Raw genomic sequence first — 25,881 nt, forward strand, 5'->3', positions numbered from 1 at the left:
GTTAAATTCATCTGATTGTAAGCTGTTACTTCTATCCTTGTAAGAAAGGAGGTACTTATAAATGGAAATCTTAAAAGTACAAAATCTGTGTAAAACATACGGAACTGGTGAGGCAAAAGTCGATGCTTTGAAAAATGTATCGTTCTCTCTGGAAAAAGGTGAGTTCGTTGCTGTCGTTGGAGAGTCTGGCTCTGGGAAGAGTACCCTGCTAAATTGTATCGGTGCATTGGATGTTCCTACTTCTGGCACAGTCACGATGGATGGGAATAACTTATTTTCTATGAAAGAAGAAGAACGCACGATTTTCAGAAGGAGGAATATCGGCTTTATTTTTCAGTCTTTTCAGCTTGTATCTGAATTGACGGTGGAACAGAATATAGCATTTCCGCTTCTTTTGGATTATCGCAAACCGAAAGCTTCTGATGTAGAAGAAATATTAGAATTGCTCGGCTTAACAGAACGAAGAAACCATTTGCCAAGCCAGCTTTCTGGCGGTCAGCAGCAGCGTGTCGCTATTGGCAGGGCATTGATTACAAAACCGAAGTTGATTCTTGCGGACGAGCCGACAGGCAATCTGGATAGCAAGAATAGCCAAGATGTTATTGATTTGCTGACAAAAGCATCCAGACATTACCAACAAACAATACTTATGATTACGCACAACAACGGTCTTACTTCTATGGTTGACCGTGTCTTGCGTGTCACAGACGGTGTGCTGACAGACTTGGGAGGTAATGCGAATGAAAAGTTATCTTGACCTTGTTCCTATTTCTGCAAAAGTACATCGAAAGCAAAATCGTATGTCTATTATTTGCATTGTATTGGCTGTCTTTCTGGTAACAGCTATTTTCGGTATGGCTGATATGTTTATCAGAGGGCAGATTTTGCAGGCACAGCAGGAAAACGGAAATTGGCATATTGGCATACAAAACATTAGTGATGAAGATGCAATGCTTATATCTTCCAGACCAGAGGTAGCTACTGTTGCCGATTATGGTACGCTGAATTTTCGAGGAGAACAAGAATATACTTTGCATGGAAAAAATGTGAGTATATGCGGTGGAAATGAAAGCATAGTTACAGAAATTTTTAATGTGTTGGATGAAGGGACGTTTCCTAAAACTGAGAATGAAGCAATGATATCAATCAATGCGAAGGATACGCTAAAGTTAAAAATTGGTGAGCAAATTGTAATTACAACGCCAAATGGAACGGAATTCTCATATATTATTTCTGGCTTTATGAAAAATTCCGCAAACCTTATGCGTGAAGATGTTTATGGTGTGTTTTTGACAACAGATGGCTTTCGAACAATTTACTCCAATGAAACAGATGTTAACCCATCTGAGTATACAATGTTTTTCGTGCTATTTGATAATAAAGGAAACATTCCAAAAGAGATAGCTGAGATTAAAGAACAGTACGGATTGTCCGATAAACAAGTAACCGAAAATATAACATTGCTTGGTTTGATGGGGCAGAGTGATGATTCATTCATGGCACAGGTGTATACTGTTGCAATAATTCTATTTTTCCTCGTTTTGATGGCTGGCGTTTTAATGATTGCAAGTAGTATGAACACTAATGTGGCACAGCGAACAGAGTTTTTTGGAATGGTTCGTTGCATAGGGGCAACACCTAAACAGGTTATGCAGTTAGTACGTAAAGAGGTTATGAATTGGTGTCGCTTTGCAATTCCACTTGGTGTTATCGGCGGTATGGTATTGGTTTGGGTATTGTGTTTTATTTTGCGGCAGCTTAGTCCACAATATTTTGGTGGAATGCCTGCTTTTAGTATAAGCTATCCAAGTATTATAGCGGGTATTGTTGTTGGTTTGTTGACAGTTCTCCTTGCTGCCCGTTCTCCTGCTAAGAAAGCATCCAAAGTTTCTCCTTTGGCAGCGGTATCTGGAAATGCAAATGATTTACAACCTGTAAAAAAAGCGGCGAATACCAAGTTTTTCAAGATAGACACTTCTCTTGGTATTCATCATGCTAAAGCAAGCAAAAAGAATTTTATTTTAATGATTAGCTCATTTTCAATCAGTATTATTCTTTTTCTTGCATTTTCAGTAACTATTGATTTTATGAATCACACATTGACGCCTTTACAGCCGTGGACTGCCGATATATCTGTTATCAGTCCAGAAGATACCTGCTCGGTAAAGGCTGAATTTATTGAGGAATTACAGCAAAATCCCGCCGTAAAAAATGTTTATGGGCGAATGTTTGCTTACAATGTTCCCGTAATCGTAAATGGCGAGGAAAAAGTTGTTGACCTTATTTCATATGAAGACATGCAGTTTGACTGGGCAAAGGACTATGTTTTGTCCGGCAGCTTGGAAAAAGCACAAAGTGAAAGTAATACAGGACTTATCGTTTTTGAGCCACAAAACGACATTGAGGTAGGCAATGTCATTACCTTAAATTTGAATGGCAGCCAAGCTGATATGGAGATTGTCGGTATGTTATCTGACTGCCCATTTAATAATCGTCAAGATGTTGGCAAGCTCATTTGTTCTGAGGATACCTTTAGAAAACTGACGGGTGAAACGGATTATAGTATTATTGATATACAGTTATCTCAAAATGCCACAGAGAATGATGTAAATGAAATACACCGCTTGGTAGGCTCACAATATACATTTTCTGATGAGCGAATGGGTAATAGTAACACCCGTGGGGCTTACTATTGTTTTGGGCTTTTCATTTATGGCTTTTTGGTATTGATTGCATTGATTACACTATTCAATATCATAAATAGCATAGCTATGAGTGTGGTGGCAAAAATGAAACAATACGGAGTTTTTCGAGCGATTGGATTAAGTAACAGGCAACTGGCTAAAATGATTATTGCCGAAGCATCTACCTATGCAATCACAGGTACTATTTGCGGTAGCGTTTTAGGAATAGTCTGTAACAAGATTTTATTTAGCAAACTTATAACCTATAAATGGGGCGATGCATGGAGTGTTCCTCTGGTTCAGCTTGGTATCATTATTGTTGTTGTTGCCATTGCAGTAATTTTGGCAGTAAGAAACCCCATTAAAAAATTGGAGAAAACATCTATCGTAGATATAATTAGTGTGCAATAGTTCTCAATATTATTGCATTCATAGAGGGGCAGGCAGGTAATTCTTGAACGGAATTGTCTGCCTCTTTTAGCTTACTATTTTGTAAGTCAAAATTCATCTAATTGTAAGGTTGGCTCTATATCATAATATAGGAAAGATGGAGAACACCATGAAAAAACGATTATCTAAAAAAACTTTGATTTCTGTATGCACGTTGATTGCTGCTTTGATTATTTGGACTATGTGGAGCAATACAGCTTTGATGTTGAGTACGGTGACTGTTTCAAGCAATCGTATCCCTGCCGCATTTAATGGTTTTCGGATAGCTCAAATATCCGACCTGCACAATGCAGTGTTCGGAGAAGACAATGCAGAACTGTTACAAATACTGTCAGAATGTGAGCCAAACATAATAGTAATAACGGGTGATTTAGTTGATGCTGAACATACGGACATTGATGTTGCCCTTGATTTTGCAAAAGAAGCTGTTCAAATTGCAGATACATATTATGTAACAGGCAATCACGAAGCCAGTTTGTCACAGTATGATGAGCTTAAAGCAGAACTTGAAAATACTGGTGTAGTTGTCCTTGAAGATAAAGCAATGCAGTTAGAATATAATGGAGATGACATTACGCTTATCGGACTTTCCGACCCAAGCTTTACGCTTAAAGGGGATATGTTTGGAGAAGTTCCTGCTATGGTTGATACGAAATTACGGGGACTAATCGGAGATAAAGACAATTACACTATTTTGCTTTCACATCGCCCAGAATTGTTTGAAGCCTATGTAAATTGTGGTGTCGATTTAGTTTTAAGCGGTCACGCACATGGTGGTCAGTTTCGTTTACCGTTTATTGGCGGTTTGGTTGCTCCAAATCAAGGCTTGTTTCCAAAATATGATGCAGGCTTATATACGAAAGGTGACACAAATATGATTGTTTGCAGAGGACTTGGCAATAGTATAATCCCTATTCGATTTAATAACCGTCCAGAAATCGTGTTATTGGAGCTTATCGCAGAATGATAGTAAGTAAATGTATTTAATTTTGAAAGGTAGGTTGTAACTTGAAGCAGACAGAATGGCTATTATGTCCTCTTTGCGGAAACAAAACCCGAAACAAAATCAGAGAGGACACAGTTTTGAAAAACTATCCCCTTTACTGCCCAAAATGTAAACAGGAAACATTGATTGATGTAAAGAATTTACAAATAACCGTCATCAAAGAGCCAGACGCATAAGATGCAGAGCCGATGAACAAGTGAGTAATCGCAGTTTGTCGGCTCTGTTTTTATATAACCATAGGTAGGACAAGCCCGCCGAATAAAAAAAACGGTGCTTTGGTGGGCGGCTTTGTCACGCCCAGACTAAATTTTACTGCCCTCTAAACCCGTTTTCGAGTTTGGAGGGATTTTTATGTGTTGGTCAAGCACGACCATCACGCTGCTTATCAGAAGCAGCAGTTATTTACATAGTGTCACGTAGAAGTGAGGATAACTTATTAAAAAAAGCCTTGCTTGCTCGTGGCACTTTTCTACTTTTCGAGTAGAAGTCACATATCTATATCATAGAGATAATTATGCGTGTTGCCGTAGAGGTCTTAGTACCTTTGCGGCTTTTTGTTTGTCGTTTTTTGTCGCAACACAGGATAAACCTGCTTCTGGCATTGGGTGCCGTAGCCCACCTCAATCTGAATTTCTCAAAAAAATTCAGATTGGAGGTATACATTATGGCTTACAACAAAGCCAGAGAAGAAAAGAAATGGCGGCTCTGGAAAGAAGCCGAGGAAAAGCAGTTACGGAGCTTGGGGGTTAGCGAAGACACTATAGAACAGCTCCGTGTTCATGATTGGGCGATTTTTAATTCTGACAGACGGTACTATCAGCGTATGCAGGAAGCAGGTACATACCTTGATGAAGTCGCAGAGGATACAACACCACCCGAAATAAAAACGGTTGAGGACTTTTTGGATAACATCGAAAATCAGCAGCTCTACCAAGTTTTGATTAAAGTGGACAGGCTTACTTTGCAGGCAGTTCTGTTGCAGTTACAGGGATTTTCTATCGCTGAAATTGCTCTGATGCTCGATATGAAAGAGTACACCGTTTATAAGCGGTTGAGCAGGCTCAAAGAAAAAATAAAAAAACTTTTAGGATAGTGTCCAAAAAAGCACTTTCCCACGGGCTACAGGGTGAGAGGACAAAAACCTCTTACCCTGTTTTCCTTTGTGTGGCGAAAACGGGATAGCTCCTTGACAACCGAATACCCATTCGCCAAATACTTTCTCTTTGTGATTGCGATGAGCATAAGCGTGTGCAGCGGTACGCCACGACCTGCCGAGCGGCAGCGAGCGATTGAAAGGTGGTGAGCCTATCTTTACCGACTCAAAATATCGGGCAGCTCCCGATTTCGCCATAACCCACAAAGAGGATAATGATACTCCCGTCCAGTCACAGTCCGAGCGTGAAAAAACCGTCGCAGGCAATGAGGGCGGCTCTGTCAGAACGACAGTTGGGGTGGAACTCCCGTGGCGTCAGTTCGCTGCTGACCGTTTGGCGACTTCCCATAGCATTTCGGGGTGTCGAGGACAAGTTGAAATGCTTCTATCATATCAGCCAAACGAAAGGCGGTCATAAGAACAGAGATATTGTTAAGATACTTCCGACCTTAAATACTTCCTTGCGTTTGGCTGCCTACATAGGCAGGAAGCACCTGTCTAAATCATATTGGGAGGTCAAACACAATGGAAAGAATTATTAAGCGTGGCGACATTTACTATGCGGAGCTTAATCCCGTTATCGGCTCAGAACAAGGCGGCACAAGACCTGTACTTATCATTTCCAATGATATAGGAAACAAGCACAGCCCGACGGTAATCATTGCAGCAATTACGAGCCGAGTACACACAAAAGCAAAGTTGCCCACACATACCGCAGTAAGTAATTATGAAAGGCTTGACAAGGACTCTGTTATCCTGCTTGAGCAGATACGGACGATTGATAAGCAGAGGTTAAAACAGTATATGGGAATGATGCCCAATAACATAATGGCAAGAGTTAACAAGGCTCTTGCCATTAGTGTTGCACTTAAAAAAATATGAAAAAATGTGTAAAGCAGGTATGCGGGATAGATTTGCACATTGGTAAAAATGCGGCTGTATTTCTATAATTTAGAGTACAGCCGCTTGTTTTATAGCGGAGGTACTCATTATGGGAAATGAAAACTATATCCAAAATCCAGAATTGCAAAATGAACAGATGAAAGATGAAAACGAAGTATTTAATTCATTTATCAATGTTATGGTGCAGATAGTTGAAAAATACGGAAAGACAGTTTTGCAAGAATTGGATTGTGCTGCGTAAGCTACGCAGCCTTACATATCACATTTCCCTATAAAATTATGGAGGTGGTACGATGAACAGAGAAGGAAAGAAATGTGTCCTGTATCCGAGAGTAAGTACCGAAATGCAGGTAGACGGATATAGCCTTGAAGGACAAAAAAACGGATTAAAACGATTTGCTGACCGAGAAGAAATGGAAATTGTCGGTATCTATGAGGATGCGGGTAAATCAGGAAAATCTATTGAAGGACGCCCTGCATTTAAGAAAATGCTTTCCGATATAAAAAACGGATTGGAGATAGACTATATTCTGGTTTATAAACTTTCCCGTTTCGGAAGAAATGCAGCGGATATTCTAAATTCATTAGAGTTTGTACAATCTTATGGAATAAATCTTATTTGTATTGAAGAAGGAATTGACTCGTCACAGACAAGTGGAAAACTTTTAATCTCTGTTTTGTCTGCGGTTGCAGAAATAGAAAGAGAAAATATCATTGAACAGACAATGAATGGACGGAGAGAAAAAGCACGACAAGGTGGGTGGAATGGTGGATTTGCACCATACGGATATTATCTGAAAGACAATCAGCTCTTGATAGAAGAAACGGAAGCTGAAGCAATCAGAATTATATTTGATAAATTTGCTAATTCTGATATAGGACTTGGCGGAGTAGCAAAATATCTTAATCTTCAAGGTATAAAGAAGATACCTCGTCAGAACGGCACATTGGAAACTTGGAGCAGTCATTTTATACGGTTGATATTAGACAATCCTGTTTATTGTGGAAAGATTGCTTATGGCAGAAGAACACGAGAAAAGGTAAAAGGTACAAAAAATGAATATAAGCAGGTTCATGCAGAGGATTACATTCTGGAAGATGGACAACATGAAGGAATTATCAGCGAGGAATTGTGGCAAAAGGTTCACGCAAAGCGTATGGCAACAGGAATTAAACAGCCATCCAAAATCGGTAAGGATAGGTCACACCTTTTGACGGGGATATTAAAGTGTCCCCTTTGTGGAAGTTCAATGTATACGAACAAACACGCTTGGACAAATAAAGACGGCACATACAAAGAGGTTTACTATTATATTTGTGGTAGAAATAAGCAGGAGCGAGGACATCATTGTGATTATAAAGCATCGCTAAGAAAAACAGATATTGAGCCACTTGTAATTGAAGCTGTTAAGGAATTGGTAAGCGATAAGTATTTTGCAAAAGAGATTGAAAAGCGTATTGGCGTACAGAACGATACAACAGCTATTGATAAGGAACTTGCCAATTACGAGAGTAAGCTGAAAGAAGTAGATTTGAATAAAGCCCGTCTGGAACGAGAGATTGATAATCTGCCTATTGATGCTCGTTTCAGAGAAAGGAAAATCCACGACATGACTTTAAGACTTGATGCCTTGTATGATACGATTGTAGAGTTGGAAGAACGGATTGAAGATGCAAAGCTGAGAAAAAGTTCTATCGAAATGGAAACAATCACTCTGGACAATATTTACAAGCTTATGCTGAATTTTGGAAAGCTCTATGATATAATAAGTGACGAGGAAAAGAAAAGCCTTATTACTTATCTCATAAAAGAAATTCAGATATATCCAAATGGGGAGTCAGAGCAGCCTTTGAAGTCAATAGAGTTTAATTTCCCAATATATCGGGATGGTCAAGAGGTAAGGCGGCTCTTGTGGGAAAAAGGTAATACCGTTGAGACGGTTTGTTTGCTGTCAAGAAAATAAAATCAAGTGCTGAAAAGTGGCGTATTTCCGGGCTTTTTCGGAGGTTTGGATTTGAAGCCAGACTTCTGAAAAAACTCGGTTTTCTTATATGGAAACATATCCACTGCAAAATATGTGTCAGCTTTTAACCTCGGATTAGATGTCACAATTTGAGACAGTGGATTAGATGTCAGGCATTTTGAGATGATTTTTGGAAAATGAAAAAGGGTGACAACCAATCCGGCAGGACTGACTCCTATTGAAATCGGTCAGAGAGTAACCTATAAAGAGGCAAAATTAACATTTCTTTGTCAAAAGTTGTATCAGCATCAATTTTCCAAAGAGAATATTACAACTGAAGTTCAGGAGTATTATGCTTCCATGCCAAAAGTATATCCCGATTTCAATGGAGGCTGGCAACCACATATTGTTTTTGTAGGTGGAATTATAGAGGTTAGGGATGAGCGATAAATTGGGATTTAGAGGATGTGAATGAGCAGCATGAAGAAAACAAAAGAAGGAATTAATTTAAAAAAACTCCTTAGGCTGAAGAATACAGGCAGTATCTTTGTGATTGCGGGGCTTTTGACGATTTTTGTAATAGCGTCGTACACATTTATTCTGCAAAGTTCTTACACTAAGACTGCCCTTGAAACAGAAATCACACGTGACACTGCGAGTGCAGATGCAGTACACAAACTCGTGGATGGAAGAATCGGCAAAGAAGATTTTGATCAAATCAAAGATCAATCTGATGAAACGAAGCAATTATATAAGGATATTTCTTCATATTTCAATGAAATCAGAACACTGAATTCTACTCGATATATTTATACCGCTACAAAAAATGAAGAAGGAAAACTCGTTTATGTGGTAGACGGTTTGGATTCGGATGCGGATGATGTAAGACACCCTGGAGATTATATTGAGGAAGAAATGGTTCCGTATATTGATAGGGCTATTTCTGGGGAGAATGTGTACTCTCAGGATATCATTGATACAACATGGGGTCCGATTTTTACGGCTTGCTATCCTGTAAGAGCAAATTATGATGGGACAGGAGAAATCATTGGCGCATTTTGCATTGAAATGGATATGCAATCAGCTTATGGAATGGTTGAAGAGACGAATCATATTTCCATCATCTGCGGTTTAGTCGCAGGAGCTGTATTGCTTTTAATTTGTCTATATACCTATTATGTTTACCAGAAAAGCAAGGCAGAAGAGCAAAAACAAAAACAATTATTAATGACCGCCGCTGAGGAAGCAGATGCTGCCAACAAAGCAAAATCTGCGTTTTTGCTTAGTATTAGCCATGACATCAGAACGCCGATGAATGCCATTATTGGATTTACAAACATTGCGCTTCACCAGAACACGGTTTCAGATATACATGATAGCTTGGAGAAAGTTCAAAAAAGTTCGAATCATCTTCTCTCTTTGTTGAATGACGTTCTGGATTTTACTCGCATTGAAAGTGGAAAAGTTACTATTTCGCCCGAGCCGGTGGACATTACTCAATTGACGGATAACGTCCAGGCGATCATGAATGGACTTATTTATAATCGAGATCTTAAGTTTGAAGTACATCGAGAAATCCCAAAGAACCCATATGTCCTTGCGGATGTTGCGCGTATTCGGGAAGTTTTGGTGAATCTTCTTGGCAATGCTGTGAAATTCACAAAGGACGGCGGAAAGATTACTTTGGATATCAGCAGTTACCCAGGAGCAGATGAGAAACATATCATAACTCGTTATGTTGTTCGAGATAACGGTATTGGCATGAGCGAAGAGTTCCAGAAAAAATTATTCGATCCGTTTTCACAAGAAGATGATGCTAATGCCAGAACTCAATATAAGGGAACCGGTCTTGGTATGGCCATCACAAAAAAATATGTGGATATGATGGGCGGTTCGATCGCTGTTGAGAGCAAAAAAGGTGTAGGTTCTACATTCACAGTGGAGATCCCACTGGAGTTGTCAGAACAGGTTATTCAATCAGAACAAAAACAACATCTACATAGAGATTTGACGGGTATTCATGTTCTTATGGCTGAGGATAATGATCTAAATGCTGAACTTGCTACGATGATACTGGAAGATGCTGGCACGACCGTAACACGCGCATCAGACGGAAAAGAAGTTGTGGATTTGTTTAAAAATCATCCACGAGGCACATACGATCTTATTTTGATGGATATTATGATGCCAAACATGGATGGACACCAAGCAGCAAAAGCTATTCGAGCCTTGGGTATAGAGCGGCCCGATGCAGTTACGATTCCAATTATAGCTTTGTCTGCAAATGCTTTTATAGATGATATTCAGGAATCCCTGGATTCAGGCATGAATGACCATATTTCCAAGCCGATTAACATGGAGGAATTAATCGATACTATCACTAAATACATTAAACACGATTAGGAAAACAAAGAAGTTAATTCTGATTTACCTGTACCTTTTCAAAATCTTCTCTGCTGATTATGGAAGATCTGGAACAAAATGCGTGCTACTGATCCTGAATATGCACTTGCGATGAAAAATGCTGATATCGCTAAGGTTTGGCTGCTTGAAAATCTCTTCTAGCTGCAGGCTGATGAGATTGCAATTCAGACGTGTTTGGTAATGTAGCCATTCCTTATTTCTGATCAAAAATCAACAAAACTCGTTTGGTTTAGTTTTAGCCAAACGAGTTTTGTTTTTTACTCCCTGAGATTTTCTTTGAGTTTTACTTTTCGATATTCTTTTGGTGACATACCAATGTATTTATGAAACAGTCTGCTGAAATAAAGCGAATTGGTGTATCCAACCATATTTGCAATTTCAGTAATGGTGTAGTCCGTATTTTCTAACAAATTTTGTGCGTTGGAGATTCGCAGCTTTAAGATATATTGCAGCGGACTGGAACCTGTGATTTCTTTAAAGCACTGAATAAACCAACAGTTGCTAAGCCCTCTGGATTCGGAGTACTCCTCAATGCTGATTTCTGTGTTGTAATTCTTACGAAAATAGTGCATCGCAAAAGCAACTTCTTTTTCACTGGTGCTGCTGAATTTCTTTGCACTCATGATTGCACGGCTTATCAAAACAAAAATATTTCGCAGCTGCAAAGAAATCAACTCATCATACCGTGGTCTGCAAAGCTGTAATTCCTGAATCATCTGACCAAATAACCACTGATAATCGGGAGATGTTCCAATATAGAGAATATTATTTTTCAGGTTGATATTGTAATACTTTAAAATTTCTTCTACTTCATTTCCGGTAAAATGCACCCAATAAACATCTGTTTGATCTGCACGATAATAAACATATTCCTGTGGTTGATCCGGCAAATATATAATAATATTTCCGGCTGAAACCGTTTTTTCTTCTCCATGAATGAAAAAATGTCCTTTTCCGGAGGCAATATATAAAAGCTGATAATCTTTTCTTCCCTTCGGACGATGTGTTACTACTTCAGAACGATTTTTCACACGATAATTTCCACAGCTTGTTACAATCAAAGGTTTCGTATTATCCACTACAGTAGATGTAGAGTTGTTCAAATAGGCAACATTCATAAACATAAAAAGCACCTCCTTGATTCTATAACTATAGTATATCACACCTGAGCACTGATTACAAGAAAAATCCTAAACTTTGTGCATATATTTTATAACTTTGTGTATTTTTTAAGCCGTTTTGTGTGATATAATAGAGTTAAGAAATGAGAGGAAAGAATTAAAAAAAGACGTCTTTCATTGTAATTCCATGTTGAATTCAGTAAAAATTCTTTATGCTCAAAAAAATAATCATCTATTCTGACGATGGCATTATTTCGTTTTTGCAAGATGAAAAGCAGTTCGTATCATTCGTTATGGAAAAATTCTGTCCATGTGGGCATACAAACAATGAAAGGAGCTCTATTATGAGCAAAGAAAAAACATACTTAAAGTGGTATAACAAAGTCGGTTATGGTTCCGGCGATGTTGCAGGGAACGTTGTCTATGCATTGCTGACATCATTCGTAATGATCTATCTTACCGACACGATTGGATTAAACGCAGGTGTTATTGGCGTTCTCATTGCTGTATCGAAGATTTTTGATGGAATAACAGACATCATTTTTGGTACGTTGATTGATAAGACACATACGAAAATGGGCAAGGCAAAACCGTGGATGCTTTATGGTTTTATCGGCTGTGCAATTACCTTGATTGGTGTATTTGCAATCCCGATGAACATGGATAATTTTGCTCAGTACGCATGGTTCTTTATCTGCTACACACTTCTTAACAGTGTATTTTATACGGCAAACAACATCGCATATTCTGCTCTGACCGCTCTTGTTACAAAGAACAGCAAGGAAAGAGTTCAGATGGGTTCTTATCGCTTTATCTTTGCATTTGGAACAAGCCTCCTGATTCAGGCTGTTACATTCCAATTTGTTGAAGCAATGGGCGGTGGTGCAAATGGCTGGAGAACAGTCGCAATTATTTATGCGGTTATCGGTCTTATTGTAAATACAATTTCCGCTCTTTCTGTAAAGGAACTTTCTGATGAGGAACTTGCAGACAGTGAAACAAAAACAGAAGAAACCAAATACAGTTTTGGAGAAGCATTCAAAATTCTCGTACACAACAAATATTATGTGATGATCACAGTAACCTATATTTTGCAGCAGTTCTATGGTGCGATGATCGGTGTTGGAACATACTATGCAAAATATATTCTCGCAGATGAGAATATGTTCGGCACGTTTGCGTGGTTTATCAATATTCCTTTGATTATCGCCTTGATCTTCACTCCTACCATCGTACAAAAATGGAACGGCATGTATAAGCTGAACAAATACAGCTACATGGTAGCAACAGTTGGCAGACTTCTGGTAGCAGTTGCCGGATACATGGGAAACATTCCGCTGATGCTTGCATTTACAGCACTTGCAGCACTCGGTCAAGGTCCATGGCAAGGTGATATGAATGCAGTCATCGCATCATGCTCTGAATATAGCTGGCTTACCAAACACAAGCACGTTGATGGAATCATGTACTCCTGCACATCACTTGGTGTAAAAATTGGTGGTGGACTTGGAACAGCAATTGTCGGTCTTTTGCTCGACTTTAGCGGATTCAAGGGCACTTTGACAGTACAGCCTGATTCGGCTATCAATATGCTTCACATTATGTATCTCATCGTTCCGTTTGCACTGGATCTGATCATCACATTTATTCTTTCTAAGATGAATGTTGAAAAGGCAAATGCGGAAATCAAAGAAAAACTTGGAATATCCGAAAATGAAGTTGTGATGGAATCACAGAACTAAAATGGAGGAAACAATATGAAATATACACTCGACTGGCTGACCGATCCGGAAGTGTTTGCAGTCAACAGAATCGCAGCACATTCCGACCACAGAATCTATGCAAACCATTTGGAAGCCGATGCAGACAATTCCTCTCTGATTCAGAATCTGAACGGCACCTGGAAATTTGCGTGGGCAAAGAATCCGTCTGAATGGGAGCAAAAGTTCTATGAAGAAAGCGACAGCACTGACAATTTTGACAACATTCAGGTTCCGGGACACATGGAATTGCAGGGATACGGCAAACCGCAGTACGTCAATACCATTTATCCTTGGGAGGGACAGGAGCATCTCCGTCCGCCGTTTATCTCTGAAAAGGACAACCCTGTCGGCAGCTACGTCAGATATTTTGATTTGAACGATGCTCTGAAAAATAAACGTGTATTCATTTCTTTTCAGGGTGTGGAAACTGCTATGTATGTCTGGCTGAACGGCGAATTTATCGGCTACAGCGAGGATTCTTTTACACCGTCTGAATTTGAACTGACACCATATATCCGTGAAAAGGACAACAAACTTGCTGTTGCAGTGTTCAAAAGAAGTTCTGCAAGCTGGCTGGAAGATCAGGATTTCTGGAGGTTCTCCGGCATTTTCCGTGACGTATTCCTTTATGCGGCACCGTCTGCCCATGTTCGTGATATGAGGGTGATTTCAGATTATGATGGTACAAATGGTATCTTCTCTGCAACGCTGGATATTGCGGGCAAGTGTTCTGTGAGATCGATCTTGACAGATGAAAATGGAACGGTTATCTCAGAATCCAATGAAAAGGAATCTGTAAACTGGACAATTGAAAATAGCAAGCCTTGGAGTGCCGAAATACCGAATCTCTACACGTTTACAGTGATTCTGACAGACGAAGACGGAAATGAAATCGAGGTCAGCAGAACCAAAGTCGGATTCCGCCGATTTGAACTGAAAAACGGAATCATGTGTTTAAACGGAAAACGTATCATTTTCAAGGGCATCAATCGACACGAATTTGATGCGAAAACAGGCAGAGCAATCACAAAGGAAGATATGCTGTTTGACATCCAGTTCATGAAGAAAAACAATATCAATGCAGTTCGTACCTGTCATTATCCGAACAATTCTTTTTGGTATCAGCTTTGTGATGCATATGGCATTTATCTGATTGATGAAACCAATCTGGAAACACACGGTACATGGCAGAAGCTTGGTGCAACAGATCCGTCTTGGAATGTACCTGGTTCACTTCCGGAATGGAAAGAAGCTGTACTGGACAGAGCAAAATCAATGTATGAACGTGACAAGAATCACGCAAGTGTTCTCATCTGGTCTTGCGGAAACGAATCCTACTGCGGAGAAGGTATTGCTGCAATGTCGGAATATTTCAGAAGCGTAGACCCGACAAGACTGGTGCACTATGAGGGCGTTACAAGAGTTCCGAATCATCAGTATGATTCTATCACGGATATGGAAAGCCGTATGTATGCAAAACCGCAGGAAGTGGAAGAATACCTGAAGCAGAATACAGGCAGACAGTATATCAGCTGTGAGTATATGCACGCTATGGGCAATTCTCTTGGCGGTCTGAGCCTTTACACTGACCTTGAGGACAAATATGAGGCTTATCAGGGTGGTTTCATCTGGGACTACATCGATCAGGCAATCGAAACCAAAAATGACGACGGGAAAACGGTTCTGGCTTATGGCGGAGATTTTGAGGACAGACCAAGCGATTACGGATTCTGCACCAACGGTGTGGTCTATGCCGATCGCACCTATTCTCCAAAGGTTCAGGAAATGAAGGCTCTTTACTCCAACATCAGAATGTCTATTCAAAACGGAATGCTTACCGTAGAAAACCGAAATCTCTTTGCAGATACAAATAACTTGTCCTTTGTTGTACGATTGGAAAAGAATGGCGTTGTTCTGAAATCCGATACATTTTCTCTGAATGTTCCTGCCGGAGAAAGCAAGACAATGAAACTGACACTTCACAAAATAGACAGTACAGGAGAATATGTTTATCATGTTTCCGCCGTTACCGCAGATCAGACACTATGGGCAGATGCAGGACACGAAATTGCCTTTGCTCAGGAAGTGTTTGAAGTGAAAGATAATCAGATTCCGGAAACAACATTGCAAAAGCCAACGATTGTATACGGCGATGTTATAATTGGCGTTCACGGAGAAAACTTCTCCATGATGTTCGACAAAAAAGAGGGTGGCATCAGTTCTCTGAGATACAATGGTTTTGAATATATCACACGCACACCAAAGGTCAGCTTCTGGAGAGCGATGACAGACAATGACACTGGTGCTTCCGAGCCATACAATCTTGCACAGTGGTATTCCGCAGGTAAATTTGCAAAGTATAAAACCGTTTCATGGCTGGAACAGGAAGATGCTTTGAAAATCACATTCACATATCAGGCTGCCTGTGTTCCGACTTTTGAGTTTACTGTAACCTATACCGCGCACTTTGACGGAAAGCTGGGCGTAAGTGTAAATTATGCAGGAGTAAGCGGAATGTCCGATATGCCGGTTCTTGCATTGGACTTCAAGATGAAAAAACAGCTTTGCAATTTTCAGTATTACGGACTCGGCCCTGATGAAAATTACAGCGACCGATGCAAAGGAGCAAGACTGGGATTGTGGAAATCTACGGCAAAAGAAAATCTTTCCGGATATCTCAATCCTCAGGAATGCGGCAACCGTACCGGTGTAAGAACGCTCTCTGTCCATGATGATATGCAGCATGGTCTGACGTTCCAAAAGGCATCTGCTCCGTTTGAAATGAGCGTACTGCCATACAGTGCCTATGAACTCGAAAACGCAATGCATCTGGATGAACTTCCAAGTGTTCGCTACACATGGGTCAGAATCGCTGCAAAGCAAATGGGTGTCGGCGGCGATGATTCCTGGGGTGCACCGGTGCATGAGGAGTACAGAATCCATGCAGATCAGCCGATGAAATTGGAATTTGTAATTATGCCCTTAAGATCGTAAGAAGAAAGGAAAGCAATGAAAATACAAGATTTTCAAGACAAAGTTACTTATGGTGGATTTGATAATATCTTCGCAAATATTTATAAGCCACAGGATATAGAAAGTCAGAAATCTCGATATATGAGTGCTGTGGAGAAATTCACAGCACTGTATCCGAATAGAAATGATATACACGTTTATTCTGCTCCGGGTAGGACAGAAATCGGCGGTAATCATACCGATCATCAACATGGCTGTGTCATTGCAGGAGCAGTTGACTTAGATGTTATCGGTGTTGCAGCATTTCATCATGAAAACATCATCAGAATTAAATCAGAGGGATACGATGAATTTGCAGTTTCACTGGACGATTTGGATGTTCATATCGGTGAAAAAGGTTCTTCTGAAATTGTCAGAGGGATTGCAGCTCGCTTTAAGGATTTAGGTGTAGAAATTTCCGGATTTGATATGTATACAACTTCAACCGAACAGATAGATGCAGTGATTCACTTTGCAGCATATTCTGGTTTTGTCAATATCACTTGACATTACTATAAACCGTTCTAAGCCAGAGAAAGATCCTCGTGATATTGCCGCTGCTAAATTGCAAAAAAAATCAGCCTATCCTCAATGTCAGCTTTGTGTTGAAAATATGGGATTCGCAGGTCATCAGACTCACCCTGCAAGACAAAATCTTCGTCCGGTAAAGTTGAATATCAACAGCCAAGATTGGTTCATGCAGTATTCTCCTTATGGATATTATAATGAACACTGCATCGTCTTTAATAAACAGCATATTCCTATGACAATAAATGCACAGGTATTCAATAAACTGTTTGATTTTGTTGAGCAATTTCCACACTATTTTATCGGTTCAAATGCAGACCTTCCTATTGTAGGCGGTTCAATTCTAACGCATGAACACTTTCAAGGCGGCAATTATAATTTTGCAATGGCAAAAGCACCGATTGAAAGAACATTTCTTTTGAAAAATTATATGAATGTTAGTGCCGGCATTGTAAAATGGCCGATGTCTGTGATACGTCTTTCTTCAAAAAACAGGAAGGCTTTGGCAGCTGCATGTGCTGATATTTTATCAAAATGGAGAACATATACGGATGAAGTGGTTGGAATTTTTGCAGAAACAGACGGAATTCTGCATAATACAATTACTCCAATTGCAAGAGCAACTTCTTCTGGATTTGAATGCGACTTGGTATTGAGAAACAATATTACAACGAAAGAAAGACCGTTAGGTGTGTTCCATCCGAATCTTACCTTACATCATATCAAAAAAGAAAATATCGGATTGATTGAAGTGATGGGACTTGCTGTTCTTCCGGCGCGTTTAGCAGATGAACTGACACTTTTAAAAGGTGCAATGCTGTCCGGCAAAGAGATTGCTACAGATGATAAAATTGCATCTCATGCAATTTGGGCAAGTGAAATTCTAAAAAAATATTCTGATTTTAACGCTGATAATGCAATGGAGATTATTCGTTATGAAGTTGGCAGAGTTTTTGAACAGGTACTTGAAGATGCCGGAGTATTTAAGAGAGATAAACAAGGAAAAGAAGCATTTGCAAGATTTGTAGAACAATTAGGTTGATTTGGAATATACGAAAATGAGCTATTGCATTATGTGCAGTAGCTCATTTTTAATTTAATTATTCAAGGCTGAGAATTTATTTCAGCACATCATCCAGTGGAATCCAATTATCTCCTGACATATCTTCAGTGTAGATTGTATTATTTATGTACAATTCCTCATCAATGTCACGCACAAAGCCCCAATGAAGGTTGTACTTCTTGGCGTATTCCTTAAATGCATTAAACTTATTTTCGACCTGACGGTCAATGTTTTTGGTGTGACCAGCCTGCATACGACCTTTAGTTTCGATAATCCAAATATTTACGCCAGTAGTCTTAATGATGTAATCAGGATAAAAGAGCCACTGCTTTCTGATACCATTCACATAGACGATAGAAAGATACTGTTGACCAGAGTCACCATTTTTGTAAACCTATTCTACACTATCAAAGGATATGTGCGTTATCTGAATTTTGTTGACTTTTTATATTTGTATGCTATAATATAATTACTGCCTAATATAAAATGCACTGATGAGTAGTGTCATTATCTTAAATTTGAGGTTTGAGAGTAGTGTAATTTTATATGGTAGTAAAATTTCCAAGACAGGATATTGTTCTTACACCAAAAACTGAAAATAGATTATTTTTTTTTTGGATGAAAGATATGAGCAGGGATTTCCGTTGGATGAGAATGAATCGTTCTACATTGGAAAGTCGATAGCCGGATTGAAGTTGAATCAGTCGGCACAGAATCCGATTACATATCTGTATCCACTGGAGAAAGATAAAATTCATATTTAACGAAATTGACAAATCGGAATTTGAGAAGGTAAGTGAATGGGATATCACGATACAAGATACCAAAGATACCATGGAGGAATATGATAATGTCGAAAGATGAGTATTTGATAACCGATACGCCCTTCAAAGCGTTGACGGTTTTTGCAATGCCAATGATTATTGGAAGTTTCTTTCAACAAATATACAATATGGCCGACTCTGTTATTGTCGGCCAGTTTGTTGGTTCTTCCGCACTTGCAGCTGTCGGTGCATGTGCAGCATTGACCAATGTGTTCATTTGTGTGGCACTGGGAGCCGGTGTCGGAGCCGGTGTGCTTGTGAGCCGTTATTTCGGAGCCAGGGAGTATGGCAAAATGAAAACAATCGTGTCAACCTCCTTGATTAGCTTTTTGCTTCTAAGTATAGTCCTTGGTGTTTTTGGCTTTTTCTTCGCCAACTCGTTGATGAGTGGACTGCAAACCCCTGTCGACATACTGGATGATGCAGTACTGTATCTGCGGGTCTATTTTGTGGGCTTTCCGTTTCTGTTTATGTATAACATTCTTTCTACCATGTTCACCTCAATCGGCGAATCCAAAATTCCGCTAGGACTGCTGATTTTTTCGTCCATACTGAATATTTTAATGGATCTTTGGATGGTAGCCGGGCTAGGTCTCGGTGTGTTCGGTGCGGCTATTGCAACCCTGATTGCACAGGGAATTTCTGCCGTGTTTTCGTTTTTGATCTTTCTGTCTCGGATGCGGCAATACAAGAGCTCCTTTAGTAGGTTCGACCGGCAGGAGCTCTATTCCATGCTTCGCATTGCGGTACCATCGGTTTTGCAGCAGTCCACAGTGTCTATCGGTATGATGATCGTGCAGGCAGTAGTAAATCCTTTCGGTACACAGGCACTCGCCGGGTATGCAGCAACGATGAGGGTGGAAAATGTTTTTTCATTGATCTTTGTATCCATCGGCAATGCGGTTTCGCCGTATGTTTCCCAGAATCTTGGTGCAAAGAAAATTGATCGTATCAAAAAAGGCTACCATGTTGCACTGGTGCTGGATCTGTGTTTTGCGGTCATTGCGTTAGTGACCATTGAAGTGCTGCATACGCAGATCTCATCACTGTTTTTAGGAAAAGACGGAACGGCGTTTGCCTATCAGGTATCTGGTGATTATATGAGGTGGCTTGGTTACTTTTTCATCTTCATGGGTATCAAGATGGCAACCGATGGAGTTCTTCGCGGTCTCGGAATTATGCGTCCGTTCCTCGTTGCAAATATAGTGAATCTTGCGATTCGTCTGTCCGTTGCCCTGATCTGTGCACCACGTTTCGGCATTGCCTTTGTCTGGCTTGCGATACCAGTTGGCTGGCTTGCAAACTTTTTAATCTCCTATGTGGCTCTTAGGAGATCATGGCCGACTGATAAAATGGCATCCATTAGTTAAATTCCAGTTTGTAGGGATGACATGAAAAATGAAGTTTAAGGAACAGAACTTTACCCTGTTTGCCTATACAAATTATAGAGCAATTCAAGGTTATCACAGGCTCGAACCACTAGATTTTAAGGGAAAAGGTGCGTTCCACCATTTTCTTGTACAATAGGGGTTGAGTATGTTTTCGGTGTTTACAACTCTTTGATTGTTGCCGTATATAAGCCATCAGAGTGGTTTGTATGTAAAGAGGCAAAGGACAGACTTCCAGGACAGGATATTGTTCTTACACCAAAAACTGAAAATAGATTATTTTTTTTGTGGATGAAAGATATGAGCAGGGATTTCCGTTGGATGAGAATGAATCGCTCTACATTGGAAAGTCGATAGCCAGATTGAAGTTGAATCAGTCGGCACAGAATCCGATTACATATCTGTATCCACTGGAGAAAGATAAAATTCATATTTAATGAAATTGACAAATCGGAATTTACGGAGGAAAATAGTAATGGCACTGTTCCTACTGATTACATATATAGTAATTTTTATATTTCAAATAATATTATTTGTGATAACCATTCGCAAGAAAACAAAAAAAATTTGGCGGATATTGTTTTCGGCAGAACTAATTCCGCTGCTTATATCCATAGGACTGATGATTTACTATAATAATCTTCCTGGATATGGATTTATGCCAGGACTAACTTATTTGGGAGAAGTATTGTTTAGTTCTGGAGCGGTTGTTTTGTACTGTATAAGTTTCCTGATTTCTATATGCAGTTATATTGCAATTTCAAATAAACAAAGGAAACGCTGAATAAATCGTTTCTGCCGTTTTTTCACAGTCCTCTCAGTGACGTATTTTCGAGCGTTGCTCAAAACGGCGAAACGAATGCCTCGCATTAATCAGCTTTTTCTAAACTTAATTTGAGGTGTTCCACTTGTGTGTTTATTTGAGTTCCTTGAATGAGTTTAAATATTATGTTAATATTTTAAAGAAGTTGGCGTGTAGTTGATTAGAAAGATAAATCGAAATTTGTGAGGATAAAATGATAAGTCAGAGAGTACAGAACAATATAGAAGCCATGATCTGGTTCCCTCTTTCTATCTGGTAGATTAACAAATTCCAGTTTGTAGGGATGACATTAAAAATGAAGTTTAAGGAACAGAACTTTACCTTGTTTGCCTATACAAATTATAGGGCAATTCAAGGTTATCACAGGCTCGAACCACTAGATTTTAAGGGAAAAGGTGCGTTCCACCATTTCCTCGTACAATAGGGGTTGAGTATGTTTTTCGTTGAACAACCGAGCCACGTGGAGTGTGTGGTATTGATAACAAGGAAAGCGCAGTAAATCAGGACAGTTAGCTTAGCGGTGTGGTTTACACACATTGGTTAAACATGCCGCTTTTTATAGGGCATGGCAGTTTAGCGTATAGGATAATATGTTTGTGGTGACAACAGTTCCACAGCGATACAAGTAACGTTGGAGATATTATGGATAGAACTGTAAGAAATGCAGCAAAAGCATTAATTATTAAAGATGATAAGATGTTGGCAATCAAAATAAGTGACGGAAAAGAAGAATGGTATATTATGCCCGGCGGCGGACAAGATGTGGAGGAACTTCTTCCTGAAGCAGTTTGTAGAGAAGTGGCAGAAGAAATGGGATTGCGGGTAGTTGTGAAAGATTTAGCGTTTGTTATAGAGGGTTTACATGGAGAAAAATTTCATCGTGTAGATTTGGTGTTTTTATGTGAGTATATTGGAAAACTTGAAAATGCCGTCTTGCAAAGTGATACAAATCAAGTTGGATATGATTGGTTAGATATTAAAACATTAAATACAACACCATTATATCCTTCAAAATTACGCCGACAGATCATGAATTTGTATGAAGGAAAAGCGTATAAAGTTTATTTAGGAAATGAAGAAATTGGAGACCCGGAAGTAACAGACTAAATAATGAAGGAACTTGTTTATGAGAAGAGTGATACCAGCAAATAAAGTAAATCATGATTATGAGAAAGTATTGAGTGAATTTGTGTCAGCCTTAAAAAATAGATTAGGTGAATACTTATTAATGGTTTATTTGACTGGAAGTTATGCGAGAGGAGATGCAAATGATAATTCTGATTTAGACGTGTTTTGTATCTTTAGTACAATAAATCAATATGTCTTAGAAAATGTTGGGCATTGTGCAAGAAACACATCTATCCCTTATGATTTGTTGGAGATAAATACTCAATGCTTATCCGTAGACGAATATAAAAGCAAAATATTTGAAGATTGGTCAGAATATGCAATTGCTGAACTAAATAGTGTTTTATTGTATGGTGAGCAATTGGTGAAAATCGAAAATATAAATGAAAAGATACAGTTATCCTATAAGAAAAATTTAGCAAATATTTTAATGAGTGTTCGCCATTATATATGTGTAGATGAGCCAAAAGAATTACTTACGCACCAAAAAATTTCGACATATATTTTGAAGCCGCTCATGTTTGCATTAAGACAAGAACGCTTTTGTGCAACAGGAGTTTATCCCTTGTCGATAGAAAGTTTATTAGAATCGTATCAGGATGATAATAGAATTATGGTTGAATACTTTCTAAATAAGGAAAGATTTGAAACGGACATTTTGTCTGATCATAAGGATGTTCTGATGTTTCTTAATGATAAAATACAAAACTTTCTTGAAAATGATTTATAATTAGATAGCATGAAGAAAGCATATATACGAACCCTTTATATCGCAGAAATGGGCATGTCTTTATATGAAAAGTTTGGATTTGTGCAAATGAAGAATGAAATGGAGTACATTGAAATTTAGCAAATAGGAAGAAAATATGAAAAAAACAGTAATAGGCATAATTGCCCACGTCGACTCAGGCAAGACAACGCTTTCGGAAGCAATGCTTTATTTGTCTGGCAAAATAAGAAAGGTCGGACGTGTAGACCACGGTGACGCTTTTCTTGACACGGATATGATTGAAAAATACAGAGGTATAACTGTTTTCTCAAAACCCGCAGAATTTGAATATAAAAACACATCTTTCACCTTGCTTGACACACCTGGTCATGTCGATTTCTCAGCGGAAACTGAGCGTGCCTTGCAGGTGCTTGATCTTGCAGTGCTTGTTATAAGCGGCACTGACGGTGTGCAGAGCCACACTCAAACTCTTTGGAGGCTGTTAAAGCGTTATAACGTCCCAACCTTTGTTTTTGTAAATAAAATGGACTTGGACGGCGCTGATAAAACCTTCGTCATGAACAGTTTAGAGGGTCGTCTTGGCAGTGGATTTGTGGATTTCTGCCGTATGAAGTCCGAAGTCGCAGAGGATTGCGCCCTTTTTGATGAAAATATTATGAATGAGTTTCTTGAATCGGGATCAATGTCTGACAAGATACTGTCAGATGCCGTGGCTCATAGAAAAGTATTTCCATGCTTTTTCGGCTCAGCTTTAAAATCACAGGGCATAGAAAAATTTATGAACGCCATTGCAGAGCTTGCACCGTGTGTATATGACAGCGGTACTTTTGGTGCAAAAGTGTATAAAATTTCAGAGGACGGTGGCTCACGCCTGACTTTTATGAAGATAACAGGGGGCTGTCTTAAGGTTAGAGATCTAGTAGATTACACATCGGCTGACGGTGAAAGCTTCTCAGAAAAGGTCAGCAGGATAAGAATATATTCAGGGGCAAAATATCGTAATGCGGATAAGGCTGAAACTGGCGTTGTTTGCGCTGTTGAGGGGTTGACTAAAACCTATGCAGGGCAGGGATTTGGTTTTGAGCAGGATTCTGCAAAACCACTGTTGGAGCCTGTTCTTACCTATCGTGTCGAGCCTGTGTTTGATTTGGATATGCACACTCTGCTGTCGTATTTCCGTGTGCTTGAAAATGAAGATCCACAGCTTCACGTCGATTGGAATGAACAGCTTGGCGAAATACATGTCAGTATAATGGGTGAGGTGCAGCTTGAAATACTGAAAAGCATTTTCAAGCGGCGCTTTGATATCGACATTGATTTTGGCGAGGGAAGCATTGCATACAAAGAAACTATTGAGAAAACGGTTTACGGCTATGGTCACTATGAGCCGCTCAGGCATTATGCTGAGGTGCATTTGAAGCTTGAGCCGCTGGAGCGTGGCAAGGGTCTGCGTTTTGCAACCGAATGCAGTGAAGATACGCTGGACAAAAATTGGCAAAGACTTATTCTTACCCATTTGCAGGAGAAAAAGTATCTTGGCGTTCTCACAGGCTCTCCTATTACAGATATGAAAATAACGCTCGTTTCGGGAAGAGCGCACCTTAAACACACAGAGGGCGGCGACTTCCGTCAAGCAACATATCGTGCCGTCAGACAGGGACTTAGAAACGCAAAGTCCGTTCTTCTTGAGCCTTATTACAGCTTTACACTTGAAGTGCCACAGCAGAACGTGGGACGTGCTATAACAGATATACAGAACATGGGCGGAGTTTTCTCACAGCCAGAGGTATCGGGCGAATTTTCCGTTATAAAGGGAAGCGCACCAGTGGCGGAAATGCGTGGATATCAGTCGCAGGTCATAAGCTACACAAAGGGCGTTGGAAAGCTGATATGCACTTCTGACGGTTACCGTGAATGTCATAATACAGAAGTTGTGCTTGAAGAATATGGCTATGATCCTGACAGAGATCTTGAAAATACGGCAGATTCTGTATTTTGCTCTCATGGCGCAGGTTACAATGTCAAATGGAACGAAGTTCCTGATAAGCTTCACATACCTCCAGAGGACAAACGCAGGCAGGTTTCTCAGCCACAGACATACGCTCGTGCCGAAGATTTTGTAAGACGTGCAGTAAGTGATAAGGAGCTTATGGAGATATTTGAGCGCACTTACGGAAAGATAGAACGTGATAAGTACTATGCGATGCGCAGACCTGAAAAATCTGTAAAGTCAGCGTCAAAGCTGAAGCAGATATACTCAGGCGTGGAATATTTGCTGGTTGACGGCTATAACATAATTTTCTCTTGGGACGAGCTGAAAAAGGCTGCCAACGAGAGCCTTGACCTTGCACGAAGTATGCTTGTGAACAGGCTTTGCAACTATCAGGGATACAAGCAATGTGAGCTGATACTAGTCTTTGACGCATACAAGGTCAAAGAGCAGGAGCGTGTAGTGGAAAATTACCACAATATCAGTATAGTTTACACCAAAGAAGCCGAAACGGCTGATACTTATATCGAACGCACTGCTCACAAGCTCAGCCGAGAGCATAAGGTAAGGGTCGCCACATCTGACGGCATGGAGCAGGTCATAATCATGGGCAGCGGTGCTTTCAGAATGTCAGCTCAGGAGCTTCACGAGGACGTTATCCGTGTGGAAAAAGAGATAAGAGAATATATCTCCAATATGAAATAAAAAAAACGATTTTCTGAAAATAACCAGAAAATCGTTTTTTTGCTATCTTTTCCTTTTTTTGGACTTTATTTTTATCTCAGGTATTGCTAAGTTGTCGAATATTACGCCTGATTCGCTATTATTTTCGTTTTCATCATTCTCAGTTTTTACATCTTCAACGTGAACTTCTGGAAAAGCAAGGTTATCTGTATAACAGTCAAGATGTTTGTTCTTTTTGTTCAT

General features: G+C 39.6%; 21 protein-coding genes. 18 read left to right on the forward strand and 3 right to left on the reverse strand.

The genetic code is table 11. The annotated features are described in order from the left end of the window. Nucleotides 1–61: 61 nt before the first annotated feature. From RBI_RS06650 to RBI_RS14090, 10 genes are all read left to right on the forward strand, one after another. Nucleotides 62–757 carry an ABC transporter ATP-binding protein gene (locus tag RBI_RS06650; RefSeq protein ID WP_008703421.1) on the forward strand — a complete coding sequence of 232 codons (696 nt, stop codon included), beginning with the start codon at nucleotides 62–64 and terminating at the stop codon, nucleotides 755–757. Beyond that, a complete protein-coding gene (locus tag RBI_RS06655; RefSeq protein WP_038671885.1) occupies nucleotides 741–3,095 on the forward strand; it encodes an ABC transporter permease in 2,355 nt (784 codons plus the stop codon). Before RBI_RS06650 ends, RBI_RS06655 begins: the two co-directional genes overlap by 17 nt. Nucleotides 3,096–3,243: 148 nt before the next feature. Further along, nucleotides 3,244–4,101, forward strand: a complete 858-nt coding sequence (locus RBI_RS06660) for a metallophosphoesterase (RefSeq protein ID WP_020993957.1) — start codon at nucleotides 3,244–3,246, stop codon at nucleotides 4,099–4,101. A 41-nt stretch (nucleotides 4,102–4,142) separates the two neighbouring features. Further along, nucleotides 4,143–4,316, forward strand: coding sequence for a cysteine-rich KTR domain-containing protein (locus RBI_RS14570; RefSeq protein ID WP_038671887.1), 174 nt, complete (start codon nucleotides 4,143–4,145; stop codon nucleotides 4,314–4,316). Between the two features lie 488 nt (nucleotides 4,317–4,804). Next, nucleotides 4,805–5,233 (forward strand): RNA polymerase sigma factor, encoded by a 429-nt coding sequence (locus tag RBI_RS06670; RefSeq protein WP_020993956.1) that lies wholly within the window; start codon nucleotides 4,805–4,807, stop codon nucleotides 5,231–5,233. Between the two features lie 196 nt (nucleotides 5,234–5,429). Then, nucleotides 5,430–5,711 (forward strand): hypothetical protein, encoded by a 282-nt coding sequence (locus RBI_RS14580; RefSeq protein ID WP_081856034.1) that lies wholly within the window; start codon nucleotides 5,430–5,432, stop codon nucleotides 5,709–5,711. 107 nt (nucleotides 5,712–5,818) lie between these two features. Then, nucleotides 5,819–6,175, forward strand: coding sequence for a type II toxin-antitoxin system PemK/MazF family toxin (locus RBI_RS06680; RefSeq protein WP_038671889.1), 357 nt, complete (start codon nucleotides 5,819–5,821; stop codon nucleotides 6,173–6,175). A gap of 109 nt (nucleotides 6,176–6,284) precedes the next feature. After that, nucleotides 6,285–6,437 (forward strand): hypothetical protein, encoded by a 153-nt coding sequence (locus RBI_RS15045; RefSeq protein WP_015560145.1) that lies wholly within the window; start codon nucleotides 6,285–6,287, stop codon nucleotides 6,435–6,437. Between the two features lie 52 nt (nucleotides 6,438–6,489). Next, nucleotides 6,490–8,160 carry a recombinase family protein gene (locus RBI_RS06685; RefSeq protein WP_038671891.1) on the forward strand — a complete coding sequence of 557 codons (1,671 nt, stop codon included), beginning with the start codon at nucleotides 6,490–6,492 and terminating at the stop codon, nucleotides 8,158–8,160. Between the two features lie 471 nt (nucleotides 8,161–8,631). Beyond that, nucleotides 8,632–10,563: an ATP-binding protein gene (locus RBI_RS14090; RefSeq protein ID WP_242843628.1), complete on the forward strand. Its 1,932-nt coding sequence runs from the start codon at nucleotides 8,632–8,634 to the stop codon at nucleotides 10,561–10,563. 278 nt (nucleotides 10,564–10,841) lie between these two features. Here RBI_RS14090 and RBI_RS06700 read toward each other — a convergent pair whose 3' ends face one another. Next, the gene (locus tag RBI_RS06700; protein WP_022288341.1) at nucleotides 10,842–11,708 is read right to left on the reverse strand and encodes an AraC family transcriptional regulator; all 867 of its coding nucleotides are present in this window, start codon (nucleotides 11,706–11,708) and stop codon (nucleotides 10,842–10,844) included. A gap of 341 nt (nucleotides 11,709–12,049) precedes the next feature. Here RBI_RS06700 and RBI_RS06705 point away from each other — a divergent pair, with 341 nt between their 5' ends. From RBI_RS06705 to RBI_RS06720, 4 genes are read left to right on the forward strand one after another with little or no spacing between them, the layout of a single operon-like run. Continuing rightward, nucleotides 12,050–13,447 carry an MFS transporter gene (locus RBI_RS06705; RefSeq protein WP_038671892.1) on the forward strand — a complete coding sequence of 466 codons (1,398 nt, stop codon included), beginning with the start codon at nucleotides 12,050–12,052 and terminating at the stop codon, nucleotides 13,445–13,447. A gap of 15 nt (nucleotides 13,448–13,462) precedes the next feature. Further along, the gene (locus RBI_RS06710; protein WP_038671894.1) at nucleotides 13,463–16,462 is read left to right on the forward strand and encodes a glycoside hydrolase family 2 TIM barrel-domain containing protein; all 3,000 of its coding nucleotides are present in this window, start codon (nucleotides 13,463–13,465) and stop codon (nucleotides 16,460–16,462) included. Nucleotides 16,463–16,477: 15 nt separating this feature from the next. Continuing rightward, on the forward strand, nucleotides 16,478–16,987 hold the full coding sequence (locus RBI_RS06715) for a galactokinase family protein (RefSeq protein WP_051706568.1): 510 nt from the start codon (nucleotides 16,478–16,480) through the stop codon (nucleotides 16,985–16,987). Further along, nucleotides 16,971–18,050, forward strand: a complete 1,080-nt coding sequence (locus RBI_RS06720) for a UDP-glucose--hexose-1-phosphate uridylyltransferase (RefSeq protein ID WP_051706570.1) — start codon at nucleotides 16,971–16,973, stop codon at nucleotides 18,048–18,050. The genes RBI_RS06715 and RBI_RS06720 overlap by 17 nt, the downstream gene beginning before the upstream one ends. Before the next feature lie 76 nt (nucleotides 18,051–18,126). On the opposite strand, the gene RBI_RS06725 is transcribed toward RBI_RS06720, so the two are convergent. Beyond that, complete coding sequence (locus RBI_RS06725) at nucleotides 18,127–18,417, reverse strand: hypothetical protein (protein WP_051706573.1); 291 nt, start codon at nucleotides 18,415–18,417, stop codon at nucleotides 18,127–18,129. A gap of 498 nt (nucleotides 18,418–18,915) precedes the next feature. Here RBI_RS06725 and RBI_RS06730 point away from each other — a divergent pair, with 498 nt between their 5' ends. The 4 genes from RBI_RS06730 (at nucleotide 18,916) to RBI_RS06750 (ending at nucleotide 25,659) form a co-directional block, all read left to right on the forward strand. Further along, the gene (locus tag RBI_RS06730) at nucleotides 18,916–20,265 is read left to right on the forward strand and encodes an MATE family efflux transporter (RefSeq protein ID WP_437436331.1); all 1,350 of its coding nucleotides are present in this window, start codon (nucleotides 18,916–18,918) and stop codon (nucleotides 20,263–20,265) included. 1,483 nt (nucleotides 20,266–21,748) lie between these two features. Beyond that, a complete protein-coding gene (locus RBI_RS06740; protein WP_038671899.1) occupies nucleotides 21,749–22,213 on the forward strand; it encodes an NUDIX domain-containing protein in 465 nt (154 codons plus the stop codon). Between the two features lie 19 nt (nucleotides 22,214–22,232). Further along, nucleotides 22,233–22,964 (forward strand): nucleotidyltransferase domain-containing protein, encoded by a 732-nt coding sequence (locus RBI_RS06745; RefSeq protein WP_038671901.1) that lies wholly within the window; start codon nucleotides 22,233–22,235, stop codon nucleotides 22,962–22,964. Between the two features lie 136 nt (nucleotides 22,965–23,100). Beyond that, nucleotides 23,101–25,659 carry a translation factor GTPase family protein gene (locus tag RBI_RS06750; protein ID WP_038671903.1) on the forward strand — a complete coding sequence of 853 codons (2,559 nt, stop codon included), beginning with the start codon at nucleotides 23,101–23,103 and terminating at the stop codon, nucleotides 25,657–25,659. Between the two features lie 42 nt (nucleotides 25,660–25,701). On the opposite strand, the gene RBI_RS06755 is transcribed toward RBI_RS06750, so the two are convergent. Next, the gene (locus RBI_RS06755; RefSeq protein ID WP_038671905.1) at nucleotides 25,702–25,881 is read right to left on the reverse strand and encodes a hypothetical protein; all 180 of its coding nucleotides are present in this window, start codon (nucleotides 25,879–25,881) and stop codon (nucleotides 25,702–25,704) included.

This window comes from Ruminococcus bicirculans (ex Wegman et al. 2014) (assembly GCF_000723465.1).
Classification (GTDB): domain Bacteria; phylum Bacillota; class Clostridia; order Oscillospirales; family Ruminococcaceae; genus Hominimerdicola; species Hominimerdicola aceti.